This is a genomic window from Robertmurraya korlensis, assembly GCF_023715225.1.
In the GTDB taxonomy this organism is placed as follows: Bacteria; Bacillota; Bacilli; order Bacillales; family Cytobacillaceae; genus Robertmurraya_A.
Genome location: NZ_JAMBNS010000022.1, coordinates 1 through 16,347 on the forward strand (window position 1 = coordinate 1; position 16,347 = coordinate 16,347).

Annotated in this window: 16 protein-coding genes, 1 tRNA gene, 2 rRNA genes, 1 other RNA gene and 1 other annotated feature; of the genes, 5 read left to right on the plus strand and 15 right to left on the minus strand. The window is 39.1% G+C overall.

The window, feature by feature from the left end:
- The 8 genes from M3175_RS23610 to tadA all read right to left on the minus strand — a co-directional run.
- A 16S ribosomal RNA gene (locus M3175_RS23610) occupies window positions 1-62 on the minus strand; the annotation flags it as partial.
- 304 nt (window positions 63-366) lie between these two features.
- Entirely contained in the window at window positions 367-630 is a 264-nt protein-coding gene (locus M3175_RS23615; RefSeq protein WP_251524265.1) for a pro-sigmaK processing inhibitor BofA family protein, read from the minus strand.
- 79 nt (window positions 631-709) lie between these two features.
- Entirely contained in the window at window positions 710-928 is a 219-nt protein-coding gene (locus M3175_RS23620; protein WP_251524267.1) for a YaaL family protein, read from the minus strand.
- A gap of 14 nt (window positions 929-942) precedes the next feature.
- Window positions 943-1,539 (minus strand): recombination mediator RecR, encoded by a 597-nt coding sequence (gene recR / locus M3175_RS23625; RefSeq protein ID WP_066060135.1) that lies wholly within the window; start codon window positions 1,537-1,539, stop codon window positions 943-945.
- A 16-nt stretch (window positions 1,540-1,555) separates the two neighbouring features.
- Entirely contained in the window at window positions 1,556-1,876 is a 321-nt protein-coding gene (locus M3175_RS23630; protein ID WP_066060132.1) for a YbaB/EbfC family nucleoid-associated protein, read from the minus strand.
- Window positions 1,877-1,897: 21 nt separating this feature from the next.
- Window positions 1,898-3,607 (minus strand): DNA polymerase III subunit gamma/tau, encoded by a 1,710-nt coding sequence (dnaX, locus tag M3175_RS23635; protein WP_251524276.1) that lies wholly within the window; start codon window positions 3,605-3,607, stop codon window positions 1,898-1,900.
- 144 nt (window positions 3,608-3,751) lie between these two features.
- Window positions 3,752-4,016: signal recognition particle sRNA large type (gene ffs, locus M3175_RS23640), an RNA gene on the minus strand.
- A 92-nt stretch (window positions 4,017-4,108) separates the two neighbouring features.
- Entirely contained in the window at window positions 4,109-4,609 is a 501-nt protein-coding gene (gene tadA, locus M3175_RS23645; protein ID WP_251524278.1) for a tRNA adenosine(34) deaminase TadA, read from the minus strand.
- A 112-nt stretch (window positions 4,610-4,721) separates the two neighbouring features.
- On the opposite strand from tadA, the gene M3175_RS23650 reads away from it, so the two are divergent.
- From M3175_RS23650 to M3175_RS23665, 4 genes are all read left to right on the plus strand, one after another.
- Window positions 4,722-5,255 (plus strand): cysteine hydrolase family protein, encoded by a 534-nt coding sequence (locus M3175_RS23650; protein ID WP_251524280.1) that lies wholly within the window; start codon window positions 4,722-4,724, stop codon window positions 5,253-5,255.
- 118 nt (window positions 5,256-5,373) lie between these two features.
- Window positions 5,374-6,657, plus strand: coding sequence for a glycoside hydrolase family 18 protein (locus M3175_RS23655; RefSeq protein ID WP_251524282.1), 1,284 nt, complete (start codon window positions 5,374-5,376; stop codon window positions 6,655-6,657).
- Window positions 6,658-6,841: 184 nt separating this feature from the next.
- The gene (locus tag M3175_RS23660; protein ID WP_251524284.1) at window positions 6,842-7,495 is read left to right on the plus strand and encodes a deoxynucleoside kinase; all 654 of its coding nucleotides are present in this window, start codon (window positions 6,842-6,844) and stop codon (window positions 7,493-7,495) included.
- Window positions 7,479-8,147: a deoxynucleoside kinase gene (locus M3175_RS23665; RefSeq protein ID WP_251524286.1), complete on the plus strand. Its 669-nt coding sequence runs from the start codon at window positions 7,479-7,481 to the stop codon at window positions 8,145-8,147. Before M3175_RS23660 ends, M3175_RS23665 begins: the two co-directional genes overlap by 17 nt.
- A gap of 110 nt (window positions 8,148-8,257) precedes the next feature.
- On the opposite strand, the gene M3175_RS23670 is transcribed toward M3175_RS23665, so the two are convergent.
- The 6 genes from M3175_RS23670 to guaB form a co-directional block, all read right to left on the minus strand.
- Window positions 8,258-8,350, minus strand: a tRNA-Ser gene (locus tag M3175_RS23670).
- A gap of 108 nt (window positions 8,351-8,458) precedes the next feature.
- Entirely contained in the window at window positions 8,459-9,733 is a 1,275-nt protein-coding gene (serS, locus tag M3175_RS23675; protein WP_251524288.1) for a serine--tRNA ligase, read from the minus strand.
- Window positions 9,734-9,783: 50 nt separating this feature from the next.
- Window positions 9,784-10,004 (minus strand) — a binding site (T-box leader).
- A gap of 58 nt (window positions 10,005-10,062) precedes the next feature.
- Window positions 10,063-10,641 (minus strand): pyridoxal 5'-phosphate synthase glutaminase subunit PdxT, encoded by a 579-nt coding sequence (gene pdxT / locus M3175_RS23680; RefSeq protein WP_251524290.1) that lies wholly within the window; start codon window positions 10,639-10,641, stop codon window positions 10,063-10,065.
- A 10-nt stretch (window positions 10,642-10,651) separates the two neighbouring features.
- Window positions 10,652-11,533 carry a pyridoxal 5'-phosphate synthase lyase subunit PdxS gene (gene pdxS, locus M3175_RS23685; RefSeq protein WP_251524291.1) on the minus strand — a complete coding sequence of 294 codons (882 nt, stop codon included), beginning with the start codon at window positions 11,531-11,533 and terminating at the stop codon, window positions 10,652-10,654.
- A gap of 190 nt (window positions 11,534-11,723) precedes the next feature.
- The gene (locus tag M3175_RS23690; RefSeq protein WP_371321722.1) at window positions 11,724-13,052 is read right to left on the minus strand and encodes a serine hydrolase; all 1,329 of its coding nucleotides are present in this window, start codon (window positions 13,050-13,052) and stop codon (window positions 11,724-11,726) included.
- A gap of 173 nt (window positions 13,053-13,225) precedes the next feature.
- On the minus strand, window positions 13,226-14,692 hold the full coding sequence (gene guaB / locus M3175_RS23695; protein WP_119706179.1) for an IMP dehydrogenase: 1,467 nt from the start codon (window positions 14,690-14,692) through the stop codon (window positions 13,226-13,228).
- A 111-nt stretch (window positions 14,693-14,803) separates the two neighbouring features.
- On the opposite strand from guaB, the gene M3175_RS23700 reads away from it, so the two are divergent.
- Window positions 14,804-15,760 carry a YaaC family protein gene (locus M3175_RS23700; RefSeq protein ID WP_251524294.1) on the plus strand — a complete coding sequence of 319 codons (957 nt, stop codon included), beginning with the start codon at window positions 14,804-14,806 and terminating at the stop codon, window positions 15,758-15,760.
- A 352-nt stretch (window positions 15,761-16,112) separates the two neighbouring features.
- On the opposite strand, the gene rrf is transcribed toward M3175_RS23700, so the two are convergent.
- Window positions 16,113-16,228 (minus strand): 5S ribosomal RNA (gene rrf, locus M3175_RS23705).
- Window positions 16,229-16,347: the final 119 nt, after the last annotated feature.

Sequence of the window (16,347 nt, forward strand, 5' to 3'; positions counted from 1 at the left end):
ACTTGCATGTATTAGGCACGCCGCCAGCGTTCGTCCTGAGCCAGGATCAAACTCTCCAATAAAGAGTAAGATTAGCTCTTAAAGTTAAAACGTTGGCTAGTGTATATTTCAACACTAATCATTTTTTTGTTGACGTATGATTTGTTTAGTTTTCAAAGAACAATTACTATCGCTCGTAGGCGACTTAATTAGAATATCATTCCCACTTCGTAATGTCAACAACTTTTTTAAGTTATTTTTCATTACCTCGTGGCGACTTAAACTATATTATCACCATTCAACTATCTCGTCAACAGCAAAAACACATTTTTTTAAAACTTTATCTCAAAAAAAATAAATCACCTTTAAGTGATTTATTTCTTTGGCTTATAAAATCCATAGTTGAACCGCCACTAAAGCTGCTAACCCAGGTAGACCTAAGAAGCCTGATATAGCAGAAGTCATTAAATTGATAGGCACATGTATATTAAATTGATTCCCAAACGCATTAAGGAAGAATAGAAATAATGCTCCTATCAATATTTTGATCAATCCTTGTCCTATTGTACGTACTGGTTTCAACGGTGTGCCCATCAGTAGTAATAAAACAATTAGTCCACCAAGAACAGAAATAACAATTACCGGCTCCACAGTTTGATCCCCCTCTTATCACTTGTAGTAACAATATATGTACAAGCTAAAAGAAAAAGAACGTGGCTTATTTATTTACTTACCGGTCTATTTTAATATTTCGATGCTTCGCTTCTTTAAAAAGAAAAAAGTACTTAGCTTCAGCAATTTTCGTCTGACAAATAATATCTTCTGAGGGATCGAAGCTTTTGTTTAACAACGTCTTCTGATTATTCCAGCTTGTTTTAAGCTGATCCATTTGAAAGATAAGTTGATCATTAAATTCTTTTCTTAACCAACCCTTGCGTCGAAAAAACATATTCATTCCCCACTTTATACTTCTCTTCTTCCTTCGAGTGCTTTCGATAGAGTAACTTCATCTGCGTATTCTAAATCTCCACCTACCGGAAGACCATGAGCAATACGAGTGATCTTGATGCCAGTCGGCTTAAGTAGGCGTGAAATATACATTGCAGTTGCTTCACCTTCAATATTTGGATTTGTAGCTAGTATGATTTCCTGAACTTCTTCATCTTGCAGTCTTTTTAATAAATCAGGAATATTAATATCTTCTGGTCCAATACCATCCATTGGTGATATTGCTCCATGAAGTACATGATAGAGACCACTGTATTCCTTCATTTTTTCCATTGCAATAACATCTTTTGGATCTTGAACAACACATATGATTCTTCGATCTCGTCTTTGGTCTTCACAAATATAACAAGGATCCTGATCGGTTATATGTCCACAAACCGAACAATAACTTAAATTTCTTTTTGCATTTACAAGTGCCTTGGCAAAATCAAGGACTGTGTCTTCCTTCATACTAAGCACAAAAAACGCCAGTCGAGCAGCCGTTTTCGGGCCGATTCCTGGCAGTTTCATAAAACTGTCTATAAGCTTTGAGATTGGTTCAGGATAATGCACTTTTTACCCCTCCTAATTAGAACATTCCAGGAAGGTTCATTCCTTTAGTGAATTGTCCCATCGTATTGTTCGTTAGTTCTTCCGCCTTCTTTAGGGCATCGTTTGTAGCAGCAAGTACTAAATCTTGAAGCATATCGATATCTTCTGGATCTACTACTTCTTCCTTAATATTTACTTCAAGAACTTCTTTGTGTCCGGAAACAATGACTGTCACCATTCCTCCACCAGCAGTTCCTTCAATTCTCTTTTCTCCTAGCTCCTCTTGAGCTTGAGCCATTTTCTTTTGCATCTTTTGCATTTGTTTCATCATATTTTGCATATTACCCATTCCACGCATCTTTTTCATCCTCCATGTAATTTAGTCTTTAATTTCAATTAATTCGTTTCCAAAAAGTTTGATAGCTTCTGAAATAACTGGGTCTTCATCATTTTCTTTCCCTGAATCCCCTTGATCAGATTCTCCATCTCGGTTTGTTTTAATAAATCCAGCACGGATCGTCTGCCATTGTTCCTCTGGGACTCCGACAACGGATAAACGTCGCCCTATTAATTCTTGAGTTAAGTCGGATAAGACGGTTAAGAATCGATCGTTATCCATAGCCATTTGACAATGAATCTCATATTTAAAACTAATCACCAATGCGGTTGTTGAAGCTGCTACTGGTTCGGCTTCGTTTAGTAATGCCGCTTGTGATCTCATTTGATTATATACAAGTTTCCCTAACAATTCTCCCCATTTGCTTTTTACAAGCGTTAAATCAGGTTTTGTTGCACTCTTCAGGACCTCATTTATTTTCCCTGTCTGTGCCTGGAACCCTCTTCGTGAGGTACGAGCTGGTTTGGCTTGCGTAGTATTAACAGCTTGATCACTCGTAACCGAGATACCATTTTTTCTTAGATCTGATAGTTGTTCCTCAAGGCTAGATATTTTACTCAACAAAGAATCAATCTCAGTAGAACTAATTTGTTTACCATTATCCCTAACTTTCATTTGGCAAAGTTTTACTACTGCTACTTCTAAAAATATGCGAGGATGGTTTGTCCAGCGCATCTCCTGTTGAGATTTATTTAATGTCTCAATAATTTGATAGATTTCTTCTTGATTAACCGTTTCAGCTAATTGCTTAAATTCCTCATCAAGTAATACTCGTTCGAATGATTCTTCTAAATTGGGCGCGGCCTTGTAAAGAAGCATATCACGGTAATAAAGGATAAAGTCCTCAATAAATCTCGACGGATCCTTCCCTAAGAATAATAGCTCCTCTAACGCTTCCAATGCTTTGGCTGCATCTCTTTCTTTTATGGCTGTAGCCAATAGGTTTAACAAACCTTGAGAAACAGAGCCTGTAACTGTTAGAGCATCTTCTACTGTTACTTCTTCACGGCTAAAGGAAATGGCCTGATCAAGTAAACTTAGGGCATCCCGCATTCCACCTTCTGCCGCTCTAGCAACAACTTGTAGCGCTTTTTCCTCATATTGAACACCTGTTTCATCTACAATTGTCTTCATTCGACTGACAATGGAATGAGCAGATATCCTCTTAAAATCAAACCGCTGACATCTTGAAATGATCGTAAGGGGAATTTTATGAGGTTCTGTTGTAGCTAGAATAAAGATGACATGTCTTGGTGGTTCCTCCAAAGTCTTAAGTAATGCATTAAAAGCTCCGATAGAAAGCATATGGACTTCATCAACGATATAGACCTTGTACTTCACAGAACTTGGAGCAAATTTTACTTTGTCTCTTATATCTCTTATTTCCTCGACTCCATTGTTAGAAGCCGCATCTATTTCAATGACATCTGGAATCGATCCATCGGTAATACCTAAGCAAGCAGGACACGCATTACATGGTTCGTTTGCGGGCGAATTTTCACAGTTAACCGCTTTTGCAAAAATCTTTGCCGCACTTGTTTTTCCCGTTCCTCTTGGTCCAGAAAACAAGTACGCATGTGAGATTTTCTGCTGAAGCAGGGCGTTTTGCAAAGTCTTTGTTACATGTTCTTGTCCAACGACATCAATAAATGTTTGAGGACGCCAAACACGATATAGAGCTTGATAAGCCACAGACAAGCCCCCTCCTATATATGGTCTTTTTTATTATAACGTAAAGAAAATCCTTTTTACAAAGGCTGTTTAATAAATCTTAGCTATATATGCAAAAAACTCACCTCTTGTTGAAGAGATGAGTTTGCTATTATCATTTAACTGCCGTGCACCTTCCGTCGACTGGCGCCCATAAGCGTTACTTAAGTAGTTAGCTCGGCCCAGGCAACCCCGCGGCACATGGGAGCGTCCACTTAATGCTGCTTCCTTCCGGACCTGACATGGTTCATGGATTCCCATTGCGCAGGACCCGGGCGTCAACACCACTTGCTTAAGGCAGACCCTACAGGCAACCAGCCTCGGGAAGGGATTCAGTCTCGCTAGAGCGGATTGCGAGTACAGGGCACCGCTACCTCCCCACCTAGCACGGCAAAATTGAAACCTTATTTAAGTGCGTCACTGACGACGCATAATTTAGTATACTTTTTTTCCTGCTAAAAATCAATCTTTTACAACTGTAAATTACTGTAAGTTATTTATCCCGGTATTTCTATTCTTTTTTTCTTCTTTCTTCTTCAGTCGAATGCTTCGAAAGAAATTACTTAATAGCTCGCCACATTCCTTTTCTAGCACACCAGAGCACACTTCACTTTGATGATTAAATCTTTCGTCGGATAATAAGTTCATAAATGTCCCGGCACAGCCACCCTTTGGGTCACTTGCTCCAAACACAACCCTTTCTACTCGTGACATAATGATTGCTCCAGCGCACATCGGACAAGGCTCCAACGTTACATATAGAGTTGCTCCTTCAAGCCTCCATGTTCCTAATTCTTCACACGCTTTTTCTATAGCAAGTAATTCCGCATGAGCAACCGCACTCTGTCTTGTTTCTCGCAGATTATGGGCTCTTGCCACAATTTGATCATTAATGACGATCACAGCCCCTATGGGTACTTCCTGTAGCTGTTCTGCCTTTTTCGCTTCCTTTATTGCTTCCAACATATATGTTTCATCATTCATTTGCACTTATAAATTCCTTTCATTTATTTTATCCATCATCCCCAAATGTATAGAAAAATACAACCTTCACACGCTAAAGAAGAAAAAAGAAAGTGAGGATACATAAATGTGCATGGTTGAAAATACGGGTCAAACGGCTCTATTAATAATTGATATGATCAATAACTTTGACTTCAGTAACGGTGAAGTACTAGCAAAGAAAACTTTACCTATCGCTAAAAATATACAAAAATTAAAGGGACAGTTTACGAAAGAAAAGCTGCCCATTATTTATATAAATGATCATTACAATCTTTGGCAAGCAGATGTTACACGTATCATCAAACATTGTGAAAACTCTTTAAGCCAAGAAATTATTAACATCATCCAACCGGAGCCAGATGACCTTTTTCTTATTAAACCAAAGCATTCCGCTTTCTTTGGTACCGCCCTAAACACTCTACTACACCAGCTGAATATACGTTCTCTTGTTATCACAGGTATTGCCGGAAACATTTGTGTACTTTTTACTGCAAATGATGCATATATGAGGGAATATTCCATCCATGTTCCTCATAACGCAATCGCTTCTGCTGATGACCAAGACAATGAGTACTCATTAAAAATGATCAAAAATGTGTTAAAAGGCAAGATTGATTCTATTTAAGAATTATGTAACATGAATGATTTCTTTCCCTCATAAGATGGTGATAGCGTTTAATATCACTATTTGGAGTGAACACCATTATTCTATGGTTTGCTCGATTCATCTAGGAGGGAAAAACATGCAAATTCATGTCGTGCAGCCAAACCAATCGCTTTACGGAATTGCTCAAGCCTATTCCACAACAGTAAATGATTTAATTGAAGCAAATGAAATCCCTAACCCCAATGACTTGGTTGTTGGGCAAACGTTAGTTATACCAATCGTGGGCAGCTTTTATTGGGTACAATCTGGTGACAGCCTCTGGTCAATAGCACAGAAATTTGGAGTCTCTTATCAACAGCTCGCACAGGTAAACCGTCTTTCTCTCACTCAACCTTTACGCATTGGCCTCAGATTATATATCCCGCGAAAAGCAAGAAGAAATGCTGAATTCAATGCCTATGTGGAGCCAAGAGGAACGACAGTTGCACCAGTTCTTGAGGAAAGTGCCCGAGAAGCAGCACCTTATCTAACGTACTTAGCTCCCTTCAGCTTCCAAGCTTTAAGAGACGGATCTCTAAAAGAACCACTCTTAAATAACTTTCCTGCCATTGCAAGGGCCAATAACAATGTACTCATGATGGTCATAACCAATCAAGAAAATGACCAATTCAATGCTGAATTAGGAAGAATCTTATTAAATGATATCCCAATCCAGGATCGATTTTTAAATAATATTGTAGCAACCGCTAAAAAGTATAATTTCAGAGACATACATTTCGATTTTGAATTCTTGCGCCCGGCAGATCGCGAGGCATACAATCGCTTTTTACGGAAAGCAAAGGCTCGTTTCCAAGCGGAAGGGTGGCTGCTTTCAACAGCTTTAGCTCCGAAAACAAGCCGTGAACAAAAAGGGGAATGGTATGAAGCTCATGATTACCGAGCCCATGGGGAAATTGTTGACTTTGTTGTTATTATGACCTATGAATGGGGCTATAGCGGGGGTCCAGCAATGGCTGTGTCCCCTATCGGACCAGTAAGAAAGGTTATTGAATATGCTTTAACAGAAATGCCAGCTTCCAAAATCATGATGGGACAGAACTTATATGGTTATGATTGGACTCTTCCATTCGTTCAAGGAAAGGTAGCAAAAGCTGTAAGTCCTCAGCAAGCGATTCAACTTGCTGCAACGAATAATGTTGCCATTCAGTATGATACAACCGCTCAAGCACCTTTTTTTAGATACAGGGACAAAGATGGTAAGCAACATGAAGTTTGGTTTGAAGACGCCCGCTCCATTCAAGCAAAATTCAACTTGATTAAAGAGTTAAACCTCCGTGGAATGAGCTACTGGAAGCTCGGACTCGCATTTCCGCAGAACTGGTTACTCATTGTAGAGAATTTTAACGTTGTAAAAAGGTAGAGTAACACTAGCAGCTTTATAGCTGCTATTTTTTTTACTAATATTTTCAATATGGGAAACAAGAAATAATTCCATATTCCTATCAGACCTATATGTGATAAAATGGACTTTGTCTCATAAAAATAACTATTTTAATATAGACGGAAATACCACCTTAGGAGATAAGCAGTAAGGAGGACAAGCCATGGGGGAAACGCCTTTTATTACGGTAGAGGGGCCAATTGGTGTGGGCAAAACATCATTAGCCAAGGTCATTTCTGATCACTTCCAATTTGCATTACTTCGGGAGATCGTTGATGAAAACCCATTTTTAGGGAAGTTTTATGAAAACATTGAAGAATGGAGTTTTCAAACCGAGATGTTTTTCTTATGTAACCGATATAAGCAACTCGGAGACATTCAGAAGTTATATCTAACTAAAAACGCACCGGTCGTAGCCGATTATCATATATTTAAAAACCTTATTTTTGCTCAGCGTACATTAAGCACCGAAGAGTATGATAAATATTTTAATATTTATCAAATATTAACTAGAGATATGCCAAAGCCAAACGTCATCATTTATTTACATGCTAGTTTAGATACTCTTTTATCTCGAATAAAGATGCGCGGTCGGGAAATTGAGAAGAACATAAGCCCTCTTTATCTTGAGCAATTATCTATCGATTATGATCATGCGATCAGTGAGTTTGAAAAATTGCATCCTGACATCCCCGTTTTACGATTTAGCGGAGACGAGCTAGACTTTGTAAAAAATAAGAGTGACCTAGACAGGATTATCAACCAGTTAACAACATCGTTAGAAAAAGGAGTATGTAATCATGAACCTTCGAACTAAATACGGAATACCTGCTAACTCGGTTATTACGATTGCAGGGACAGTGGGAGTAGGGAAGTCTACGATGACGAACGCTCTTGCAAATGCACTTGATTTTCGTACATCCTTTGAAAAAGTAGATACGAATCCTTACTTAGATAAATTTTATGCTGACTTTAATAGATGGAGTTTTCACTTGCAAGTATACTTCCTTGCAGAACGCTTCAAAGAACAAAAGCGTATCTTCGAATATGGTGGGGGATTTATTCAAGACCGTTCAATTTATGAAGATACAGGGATTTTTGCAAAAATGCATTTTGAAAAAGGTACGATGTCTAAGGTAGATTATGAAACCTACACGAGCCTTTTCGAGGCAATGGTTATGACACCGTATTTTCCTCATCCAGATCTACTAATTTATCTAGAAGGATCAATTGATGATATCATCGGTCGAATTAAAGAGCGTGGGCGTCCAATGGAACAGCAAACACCCATTGATTATTGGAATGAAATGCATCAACGTTACGAAGATTGGATTAACTCATTCTCGGCATGTCCCGTGTTACGAATTAATATTAATGAATACGACATCAGGGATGACGAGTCCTCCATTGAACCAGTGATTGAACGTATAGCCAACCATATAAAGCAATCACAATTACTAAAAAGATAATCGCTGAGTTTTTCAGCGATTTTTTTTATATTTATACGCAAAAAAACCGCTGTGTAATCACAAGCGGTTTTCAATCTCCATTTTATGCGCAATGGTTCATTTCAATTAGATGGAGGAGGTAGAGGGATTCGAACCCCCGCGCGGTTTGACCCGCCTGTCGGTTTTCAAGACCGATCCCTTCAGCCGGACTTGGGTATACCTCCGTATCTCATCGACAAGGTATAATATAGCATGTACGAAAAATGAAGTCAACTATTTTTCAAAAAATATTAAGCGGGTATTTCCACCCGCTTAATTTATAACCGTTAGCCTTATTTGATCACTTCACGGTTCCCCATATACGGACGTAACACTTCCGGAATGACAACACTACCATCAGCTTGCTGGAAGTTTTCTAGGATCGCCGCCACCGTACGACCAATGGCTAGACCTGATCCGTTTAGTGTATGCACAGCCTCTGGCTTCCCTTTCGGTTCACGTCTAAAACGAATATTAGCTCGGCGCGCTTGGAAACTCTCAAAATTACTACAAGAAGAAATTTCACGATAGGTTTCATAGCTCGGAATCCATACTTCAATATCGTATTTCTTCGCTGCCGTAAAGCCAAGATCTCCAGTACACATGCTTAATACACGATATGGAAGTCCCAAAAGCTGTAATACCTTTTCTGCATGACCTGTTAATTTTTCAAGTTCCTCATATGAATCCTCAGGCTTAACAAACTTTACAAGCTCCACTTTGTTAAACTGATGCTGGCGAATCAAACCTCTTGTATCTCTACCAGCTGATCCGGCTTCAGAGCGGAAGCAAGCACTAAAGGCTGCATAGTTAATTGGTAAATCCTCACCGCTTAAAATTTCATCACGATGTAAATTCGTTACAGGAACCTCTGCTGTTGGTATTAAGAAAAAATCTTCACTTTCAATTCGGAAGGCATCTTCTTCAAATTTCGGAAGTTGTCCTGTTCCCGTCATACTTGCACGGTTTACAATGTACGGAGGTAGAACCTCTTCATAACCATGCTCTTCTGTATGCAAATCTAACATAAAATTGAACAATGCACGTTCAAGCTTAGCACCTAATCCCTTATAGAAAACGAAACGACTTCCTGTAACTTTGCCTGCACGTTCAAAGTCTACAATACCTAGACCATCCGCTACATCCCAATGCGGCTTTGGCTCAAAATCAAAGCTAGGAAGCTCTCCCCATTTACGAATTTCTATATTATCATCCTCTGTTTCACCAACAGGGACACTTTCATGTGGGATATTTGGAATGCTTAGTAGAAGCTTCTCCAGTGTTTCCTCAACATCACGTAACTGATCATCTAATCCTTTAATTTTATCTCCTACTTCTTTCATCTCAGCAATTAATTGGTCCGCATCCTGCTTTTCTCTCTTAAGCACCGCTACTTGTTGAGAAACTTCGTTACGCTTACTTTTCAATTGTTCTACTTCTAAAATTAACTCTCTACGTGTACGGTCCAGTTCTTCAAATTTACCTAAATCGGTTAAATCTTCTCCACGATGCTGAAGCTTTTCCTTTACTTCTTCAAAATTAGCACGCAAAAATTTTAAATCTAACATATTGATTCCTCCTTTATCATTTTCAGCAAACAAAAAACTCCCGTCCCTATAAAAGGGACGAGAGTTACCCGCGTTGCCACCCTAGTTGAAGGTATTTCTCACCTTCCACCTTAAATAAATAACGGTTTTTAACCGGAAGTACTTACTCACACAATAAGCTTTCCATACTTCACTCAAGGATGGATTCACAAGCACCATTTACCGATTTCCACCAACCATCGGCTCTCTATAAAATAGCTCTCTTGCTACTATTTCCTCTCAATGCATTACAATTATTTATTTTTATAGTACTTTACTACAATTATTTCCAAGATGCAACCGGATTATATTTATTTTTTCGCTTCTTTTACCATATTGATAAAATACTGCGTGATACGGTGATCCTCTGTTAATTCTGGATGAAAGGAGCAACCAAGGAATTGCCCTTCTCTAGCAAAAACAATGCGATTATCATGCTTCGCAAGGATTTCAACATTCTCACCTGCAGCAACAATATGTGGGGCACGAATAAAGACTGCTGGATAATTTTCACCAACACCAGCAATATCTAATTCTGCTTCAAAGCTTTCACGTTGGCGTCCAAATGAGTTTCGCTCCACTTTTACATCCATCGCACCAATATGAGGTTGATCGTAATCAACAAGCTCCTTAGCCATTAAGATAAGTCCCGCACAAGTTCCGAACATTGGTTTTCCTGACTGCGCAAACTCCTTAAGGCTATCCATAAAATCGTACTTATCAATTAAGCGACGCATCGTTGTACTTTCTCCACCAGGCATGATCAACCCATCCACTTCTTCGAGCTGATCTTTAGTTTTGATCACAACTGCTTCTGCCCCACTCTCTTCAATGGAGCGTACATGCTCACGTACAGCTCCTTGAAGGCCTAGTACTCCTACTTTAACCATTTTGTTCACCTTACCATCCACGGTCTTGCATACGAGCTTCTGGAGCTAAAGAAGAGATTTCAATCCCCTTCATTGGAGTTCCAAGCTCTTTTGAAAGCTCAGCAATTAATTTGTAGTCTTGGTAATGAGTTGTTGCTTCTACAATCGCACGAGCAAACTTAGCAGGGTTATCAGATTTAAAGATTCCAGATCCTACGAATACTCCATCAGCACCTAGCTCCATCATTAAAGCAGCATCTGCAGGCGTTGCAACCCCACCAGCTGCGAAGTTAACAACCGGTAAACGGCCTAACTCCTTAATTTGAAGAAGAAGCTCAAATGGCGCTCCTAGAAGCTTAGCTTCTGTCATAAGCTCGTCCACATTCATTCCAACTACTTTACGTACTTGTGCATTTACCTGACGCATATGACGAACTGCTTCAACGATGTTTCCTGTACCAGGCTCACCTTTTGTACGTAACATCGATGCCCCTTCACCAATACGACGAGCAGCTTCCCCTAGATCACGACATCCACATACAAAAGGAACTGTAAAGTCACTCTTGTACAGGTGATATTCTTCATCAGCAGGTGTTAATACTTCGCTCTCATCGATGTAGTCAACACCCATAGCTTCTAAAATACGAGCTTCTACAATATGTCCAATACGTGCTTTAGCCATTACAGGAATAGAAACAGCATTCATTACTTCTTCCATAATACGTGGGTCAGCCATACGAGCTACTCCACCAGCTGCACGAATATCTGAAGGCACTCTTTCAAGCGCCATAACTGCAACAGCACCAGCTTCTTCAGCAATTTTTGCTTGCTCTGCGTTAACAACGTCCATAATGACGCCGCCTTTTTGCATTTCTGCCATACCACGTTTAACTCGATCTGTACCTGTTTTCATACTTGATCCCCTTTCATTATTACCATCTACATTAGATGGGTAAATTATGTCTCCATATGTAGCTACTAAAAAAAGGAAAGCATAACGAATTCAATCGAAATTAATCTTTTTCCCTATTCGTAAATAAACAATAAAAAGAGCTTCCTGTCAAGACAGGAAGCCCTTATTTACGAGGAAATAATCTCTTTATTTAAAATATTCCTTTAACAGCTGAAGAGGCACTGTCCCATAGGTTTCCAAAAAAGCCCCCAACTCCACGCATCATTAAAACAAACCAATTGGCTTTTTCTACATCTTCTGTAGCAATAACATCAACAGTAATTTGCTTTTGTCCAGATTCAGTCAGGAATCCTAACCCCTCACCTTCTTTTGGCTCAATCGTGAGTGTTCCTACCTTATCTCCTTTTTTAACTGGAGCTGTTAGCTCTCCGTCTTCATTCAGCTTATCTTCATCTAGTTTTAAAACCGTTTTGTATTGATCTTTTTCTCCATTTTTAACAACCATAGAGATGCTTTCTTCTGACTCAATGGATACTTTGTCATCTTTCCCTTTTGTTACTGGTAACGTCTTTTGTCCCTTGACTTGATACCCTTTTTCAACGATTTCTTCTTCCGTAAAGTTACCGAAAGCATAATCTAATATTTTTCTCATTTCCGTAAAACGTTCGTCCTTTGTAGCAGCTTTCATCACAACCGCAATCACACGTTGTCCGTCTTTCTCAGCGGTTGCTGTAAACCCAGCTCCTGCAAAATCAGTTGAACCTGTCTTTAATCCATCTACACCCGCATATTCGAAAATAAGACCTGGTAGCATCCAGTTAAAATTCTTATATGTTCGACCATCTCGGAATTGAAGTTCAGGCATTTTAGCTGTTTCAATTACCTCAGGATAATCATTAATTAAGTGGTAAGCAAGCTTAGCTGTTGCTCTAGCTGACATCACATTTTCCTCATCAGCCCCACCAGCTGGGTGATTCCCTAACAAACTGCTGTTATTAAGTCCGCTCGAATTGACAAACTTATAATCCTCTAATTGAAGTTCTTCAGCCTTTTTATTCATTAGTGTGATGAAGTTTTTTTCAGACCCTGCCATTAGTTCTGCTAATGCAACAGTGGCAGCATTCCCAGAATGAATAGCCATTGCTTGATAAAGCTCTTCAACCGTATATTCTTCTCCTTCAGTTAACCCAACATTAGATAGATCAGGCGCACCTGATAGTTGATGAACATACGCATTAATTTTCACTTTTTGATCCCATTTAATTTTACCTTCAGCAATTGCTTCAAGCAGCAGGTATTCGGTCATCATTTTCGACATCGATGCGACACCAAGTACAACATCGATATTTTTTGCATAAAGAATTTTTCCAGTGTCTGCATCAAGCAGAATGGCTGCTTCTGCCGTAATTCCAAGTGGATCCTCTTCTGCCTTTACGGGTGAAACACTTGTTGCAAACGATAATGTGAATGCTATTGTCAAGGTCATTACCCAAATTGAAATATTTTTTAAACGATACAATGAACTTACCTCCATCTTTGTCAATTACTCTATGAAAATCATTTCGACATGATTCTTTATTTTTTGCACCTTGTACAGTTTACCATATAAATTACAAAAAAAATAGACAGAGAAAGGTCACTCTGTCTTGTAAAAATACTTGTAATCTCTTCGTTCTAAAGTCTTAGGAACGCTTATGAAAGGGAATAGTTTGGTGCTTCTTTCGTGATTTGAACATCATGTGGATGACTTTCACGAAGACCTGCTCCTGTCATTCGAATAAACTGAGAATTTTCTCTTAGTTCCTGTAAATTTTTTGTTCCACAATATCCCATTCCAGAACGTAATCCACCAACCAACTGGTAGATCGTATCTGTTAATGGTCCCTTGTAAGGAAGGCGTCCTTCAATTCCCTCTGGAACAAACTTTTTATTGTCTTCTTGGAAATAACGATCCTTCGACCCTTTTTCCATTGCAGCTACTGAACCCATACCACGATAAACTTTGAAACGTCTGCCTTGGAAGATTTCTGTTTCTCCAGGGCTCTCTGTCACACCAGCTAGTAAGCTTCCAAGCATTACAGCATGTCCACCAGCTGCTAATGCTTTTACAATATCTCCAGAGTATTTAATTCCTCCGTCAGCGATAACTGCCTTTCCGTGCTTTCTAGCTTCTGTTGCACAATCGTATACAGCTGTGATTTGTGGTACACCTACACCTGCAACTACCCTTGTTGTACAGATAGAACCTGGTCCAATCCCCACTTTCACAATATCTGCCCCAGCTTCAATTAGCTCTCTTGTTGCTTCTGCTGTAGCTACATTACCTGCAATAATAGCAATATCCGGGAATGCCTCTCTAATAGATCTGACCATGTCAATTACGCCTTTAGAGTGGCCATGAGCCGTGTCTATAACAAGTACATCTACTTGAGCTCTTACAAGCATCTCAGCGCGTTTCATTGTATCCGTTGTTACACCTACTGCTGCACCAACCAATAAACGGCCTTGCTCATCTTTTGCAGAATTAGGGAACTCGATTACTTTCTCAATATCTTTAATCGTAATTAACCCTTTAAGAACTCCTTCACTGTCAACCAGTGGAAGCTTTTCAATTTTATACTTTTGTAAAATGCTTTCAGCTTCTTCTAATGTTGTTCCCACAGGAGCTGTAACTAAGTTTTCTTTTGTCATTACATCCGAAATTTTTATCGAGTAGTCTTGGATGAAGCGTAAATCACGATTCGTTAGAATGCCAACTAACTTTTGCTCCTCATCATTATTTACGATTGGAACACCTGAAATTCGGTATTTCCCCATAAGATGCTCAGCATCAAACACTTGTTGATCAGGAGTCAAAAAGAAAGGATCCGTAATAACTCCACTTTCTGAACGTTTAACCTTATCCACTTGGTCAGCTTGTTGTTCAATTGACATATTCTTGTGGATAATACCAATTCCACCTTGTCTTGCCATAGCAATAGCCATCTCTGCTTCTGTTACAGTGTCCATACTTGCGCTAATCATTGGAATGTTTAGCTTGATTTTTTCTGTTAAGTGAACTTGTAAGCTCACATCTCTAGGAAGTACTTCTGATTTTGCAGGCACTAACAATACATCGTCGAAGGTTAAACCCTCTTTAACAAACTTATTTTCCCACATAAATATTGCCCCCCTACTCGAAAATATTATTAGTAGGTTATCAATTGGTTAAAATACTGTCAAGAACTGTTCAATATGTTTGATTTTTCAATTAATTTGGAGGTTAGTCATTTGATTTTCCCTTATGCTAATTTGAACTCATTTTCACTCTTTTTTTCAGCAGATTCAACACAGAATTATTTAAAAAAATGTTATCAAGTTTTAGAGCTTTCAGATGCAGAACAAAAAAGTTATGAAAACTGCTACCCTTTTATTTATTATCTTGAGCATGGACAAGTATATTATGAACAAGCAAGGAACTCACCACTCATCATCCAGCCTATTCTTATCTTCTATGGCCTCGTACACTTATTAAAGGCATGTATTTTAACTGTAGATCCAAATTATCCTGAAACGACCTCTGTACTTGCCCATGGAGTTTCCACGAGGAAGAGAAAAAAGCAGCAATATCATTTTTTTCAGGATGAAGTAAAGTTTCAAAAGACAGGATTGTTTCCTCATATTGGAGAAAGATTGTTTCACATGAAACAATTGGAAGGGGAAAAAACAACAATGAATGATCTCTTAATGCAGATTCCAGAGCTCACTAGTCTTTTTGAAGAGCTCGTAGGAAAGAGAACTTTCTTACCTGTTGAGAATAAAGGTTCAGACATACACATCCCTGAGGCAGCTCTTGATACCTTTCATATGACAAGTGATCGATTCACAGAGTTTTTTCAAACAAAAACAAATGGCGATTTCTTATGTAGGGATAGTTTAAATAAGAGTCTTTGTTTTCAATTAGCTGGAAAAAAGCTATCATCCTTTTCTATATTAAAATACAATCTGGTAGATAGACATTTTTCCCTTTCCTTAACAAAAGGAGATTTACTTCAATACAATGAATTACTTATTCATTATTTATTGCTGTACAACCTAAGCATGATTGCTCGCTACGAAACCGAGTGGTGGAGTGAACTAGTAAAGACCATGCCAAATAAAGATTTCCCATTCATTCAATCATTCTTACAAGTAAGCTTAGACAAAGGCCCCTTTCTTGTTTATCAATATTTAATGATGAAGAAATAATAAGAAAAGCGCAAGCGGCCTGTTCAGCGCACGACAGGCCGCTTGCGCTCCAACTGAGATAAAGGAAAGTGAAATGCGGAAGTACCTTGCTCAACTCCGACAGGCATAAGACGAATCACGCAGGAAGGCCAGCCTTCCGGAGGGATTTGGCTTATGACCCCGAGGAGCTAGGTACTGAAGCTGGACAACACGAAGAGCCACAGGCGCATTCGTGCTTGACTTATCGTAGGGTGGAGAGCGAAGGACACTAGGCGCTAGGGCGCTGGAGCTAGACAATTCTCTAAGTAGAAAATCTTATACTTTCTTATCTTTTATAACAAAAAAAAGCACCCATTCAGATGCTTTTTCCTTTGCCTAGCGACGTCCTACTCTCACAGAGGGAAACCCTCAACTACCATCGGCGCTGAAAAGCTTAACTTCCGTGTTCGGTATGGGAACGGGTGTGACCTTTTCGCTATCACCACTAGACCAGTATTCACTTGAAGGAATCATTCCTTCAAAACTAGATAATGAATGAAGAAGAAGAAATACGTTTCATCGTAATTTGGTTAAGTCCTCGATCGATTAGTATCAGTCAGCTCCACACG

Coding starts and splice junctions, on each gene's coding strand:
- M3175_RS23620 (WP_251524267.1), bottom strand. CDS start 928: ATGTTTTTTCGACGCAAGGGTTGGTTAAGAAAAGAATTTAATGATCAA.
- M3175_RS23630 (WP_066060132.1), bottom strand. CDS start 1,876: ATGCGTGGAATGGGTAATATGCAAAATATGATGAAACAAATGCAAAAG.
- tadA (WP_251524278.1), bottom strand. CDS start 4,609: ATGAATGATGAAACATATATGTTGGAAGCAATAAAGGAAGCGAAAAAG.
- M3175_RS23650 (WP_251524280.1), top strand. CDS start 4,722: ATGGTTGAAAATACGGGTCAAACGGCTCTATTAATAATTGATATGATC.
- M3175_RS23655 (WP_251524282.1), top strand. CDS start 5,374: ATGCAAATTCATGTCGTGCAGCCAAACCAATCGCTTTACGGAATTGCT.
- M3175_RS23660 (WP_251524284.1), top strand. CDS start 6,842: ATGGGGGAAACGCCTTTTATTACGGTAGAGGGGCCAATTGGTGTGGGC.
- M3175_RS23665 (WP_251524286.1), top strand. CDS start 7,479: ATGAACCTTCGAACTAAATACGGAATACCTGCTAACTCGGTTATTACG.
- serS (WP_251524288.1), bottom strand. CDS start 9,733: ATGTTAGATTTAAAATTTTTGCGTGCTAATTTTGAAGAAGTAAAGGAA.
- pdxT (WP_251524290.1), bottom strand. CDS start 10,641: ATGGTTAAAGTAGGAGTACTAGGCCTTCAAGGAGCTGTACGTGAGCAT.
- pdxS (WP_251524291.1), bottom strand. CDS start 11,533: ATGAAAACAGGTACAGATCGAGTTAAACGTGGTATGGCAGAAATGCAA.
- guaB (WP_119706179.1), bottom strand. CDS start 14,692: ATGTGGGAAAATAAGTTTGTTAAAGAGGGTTTAACCTTCGACGATGTA.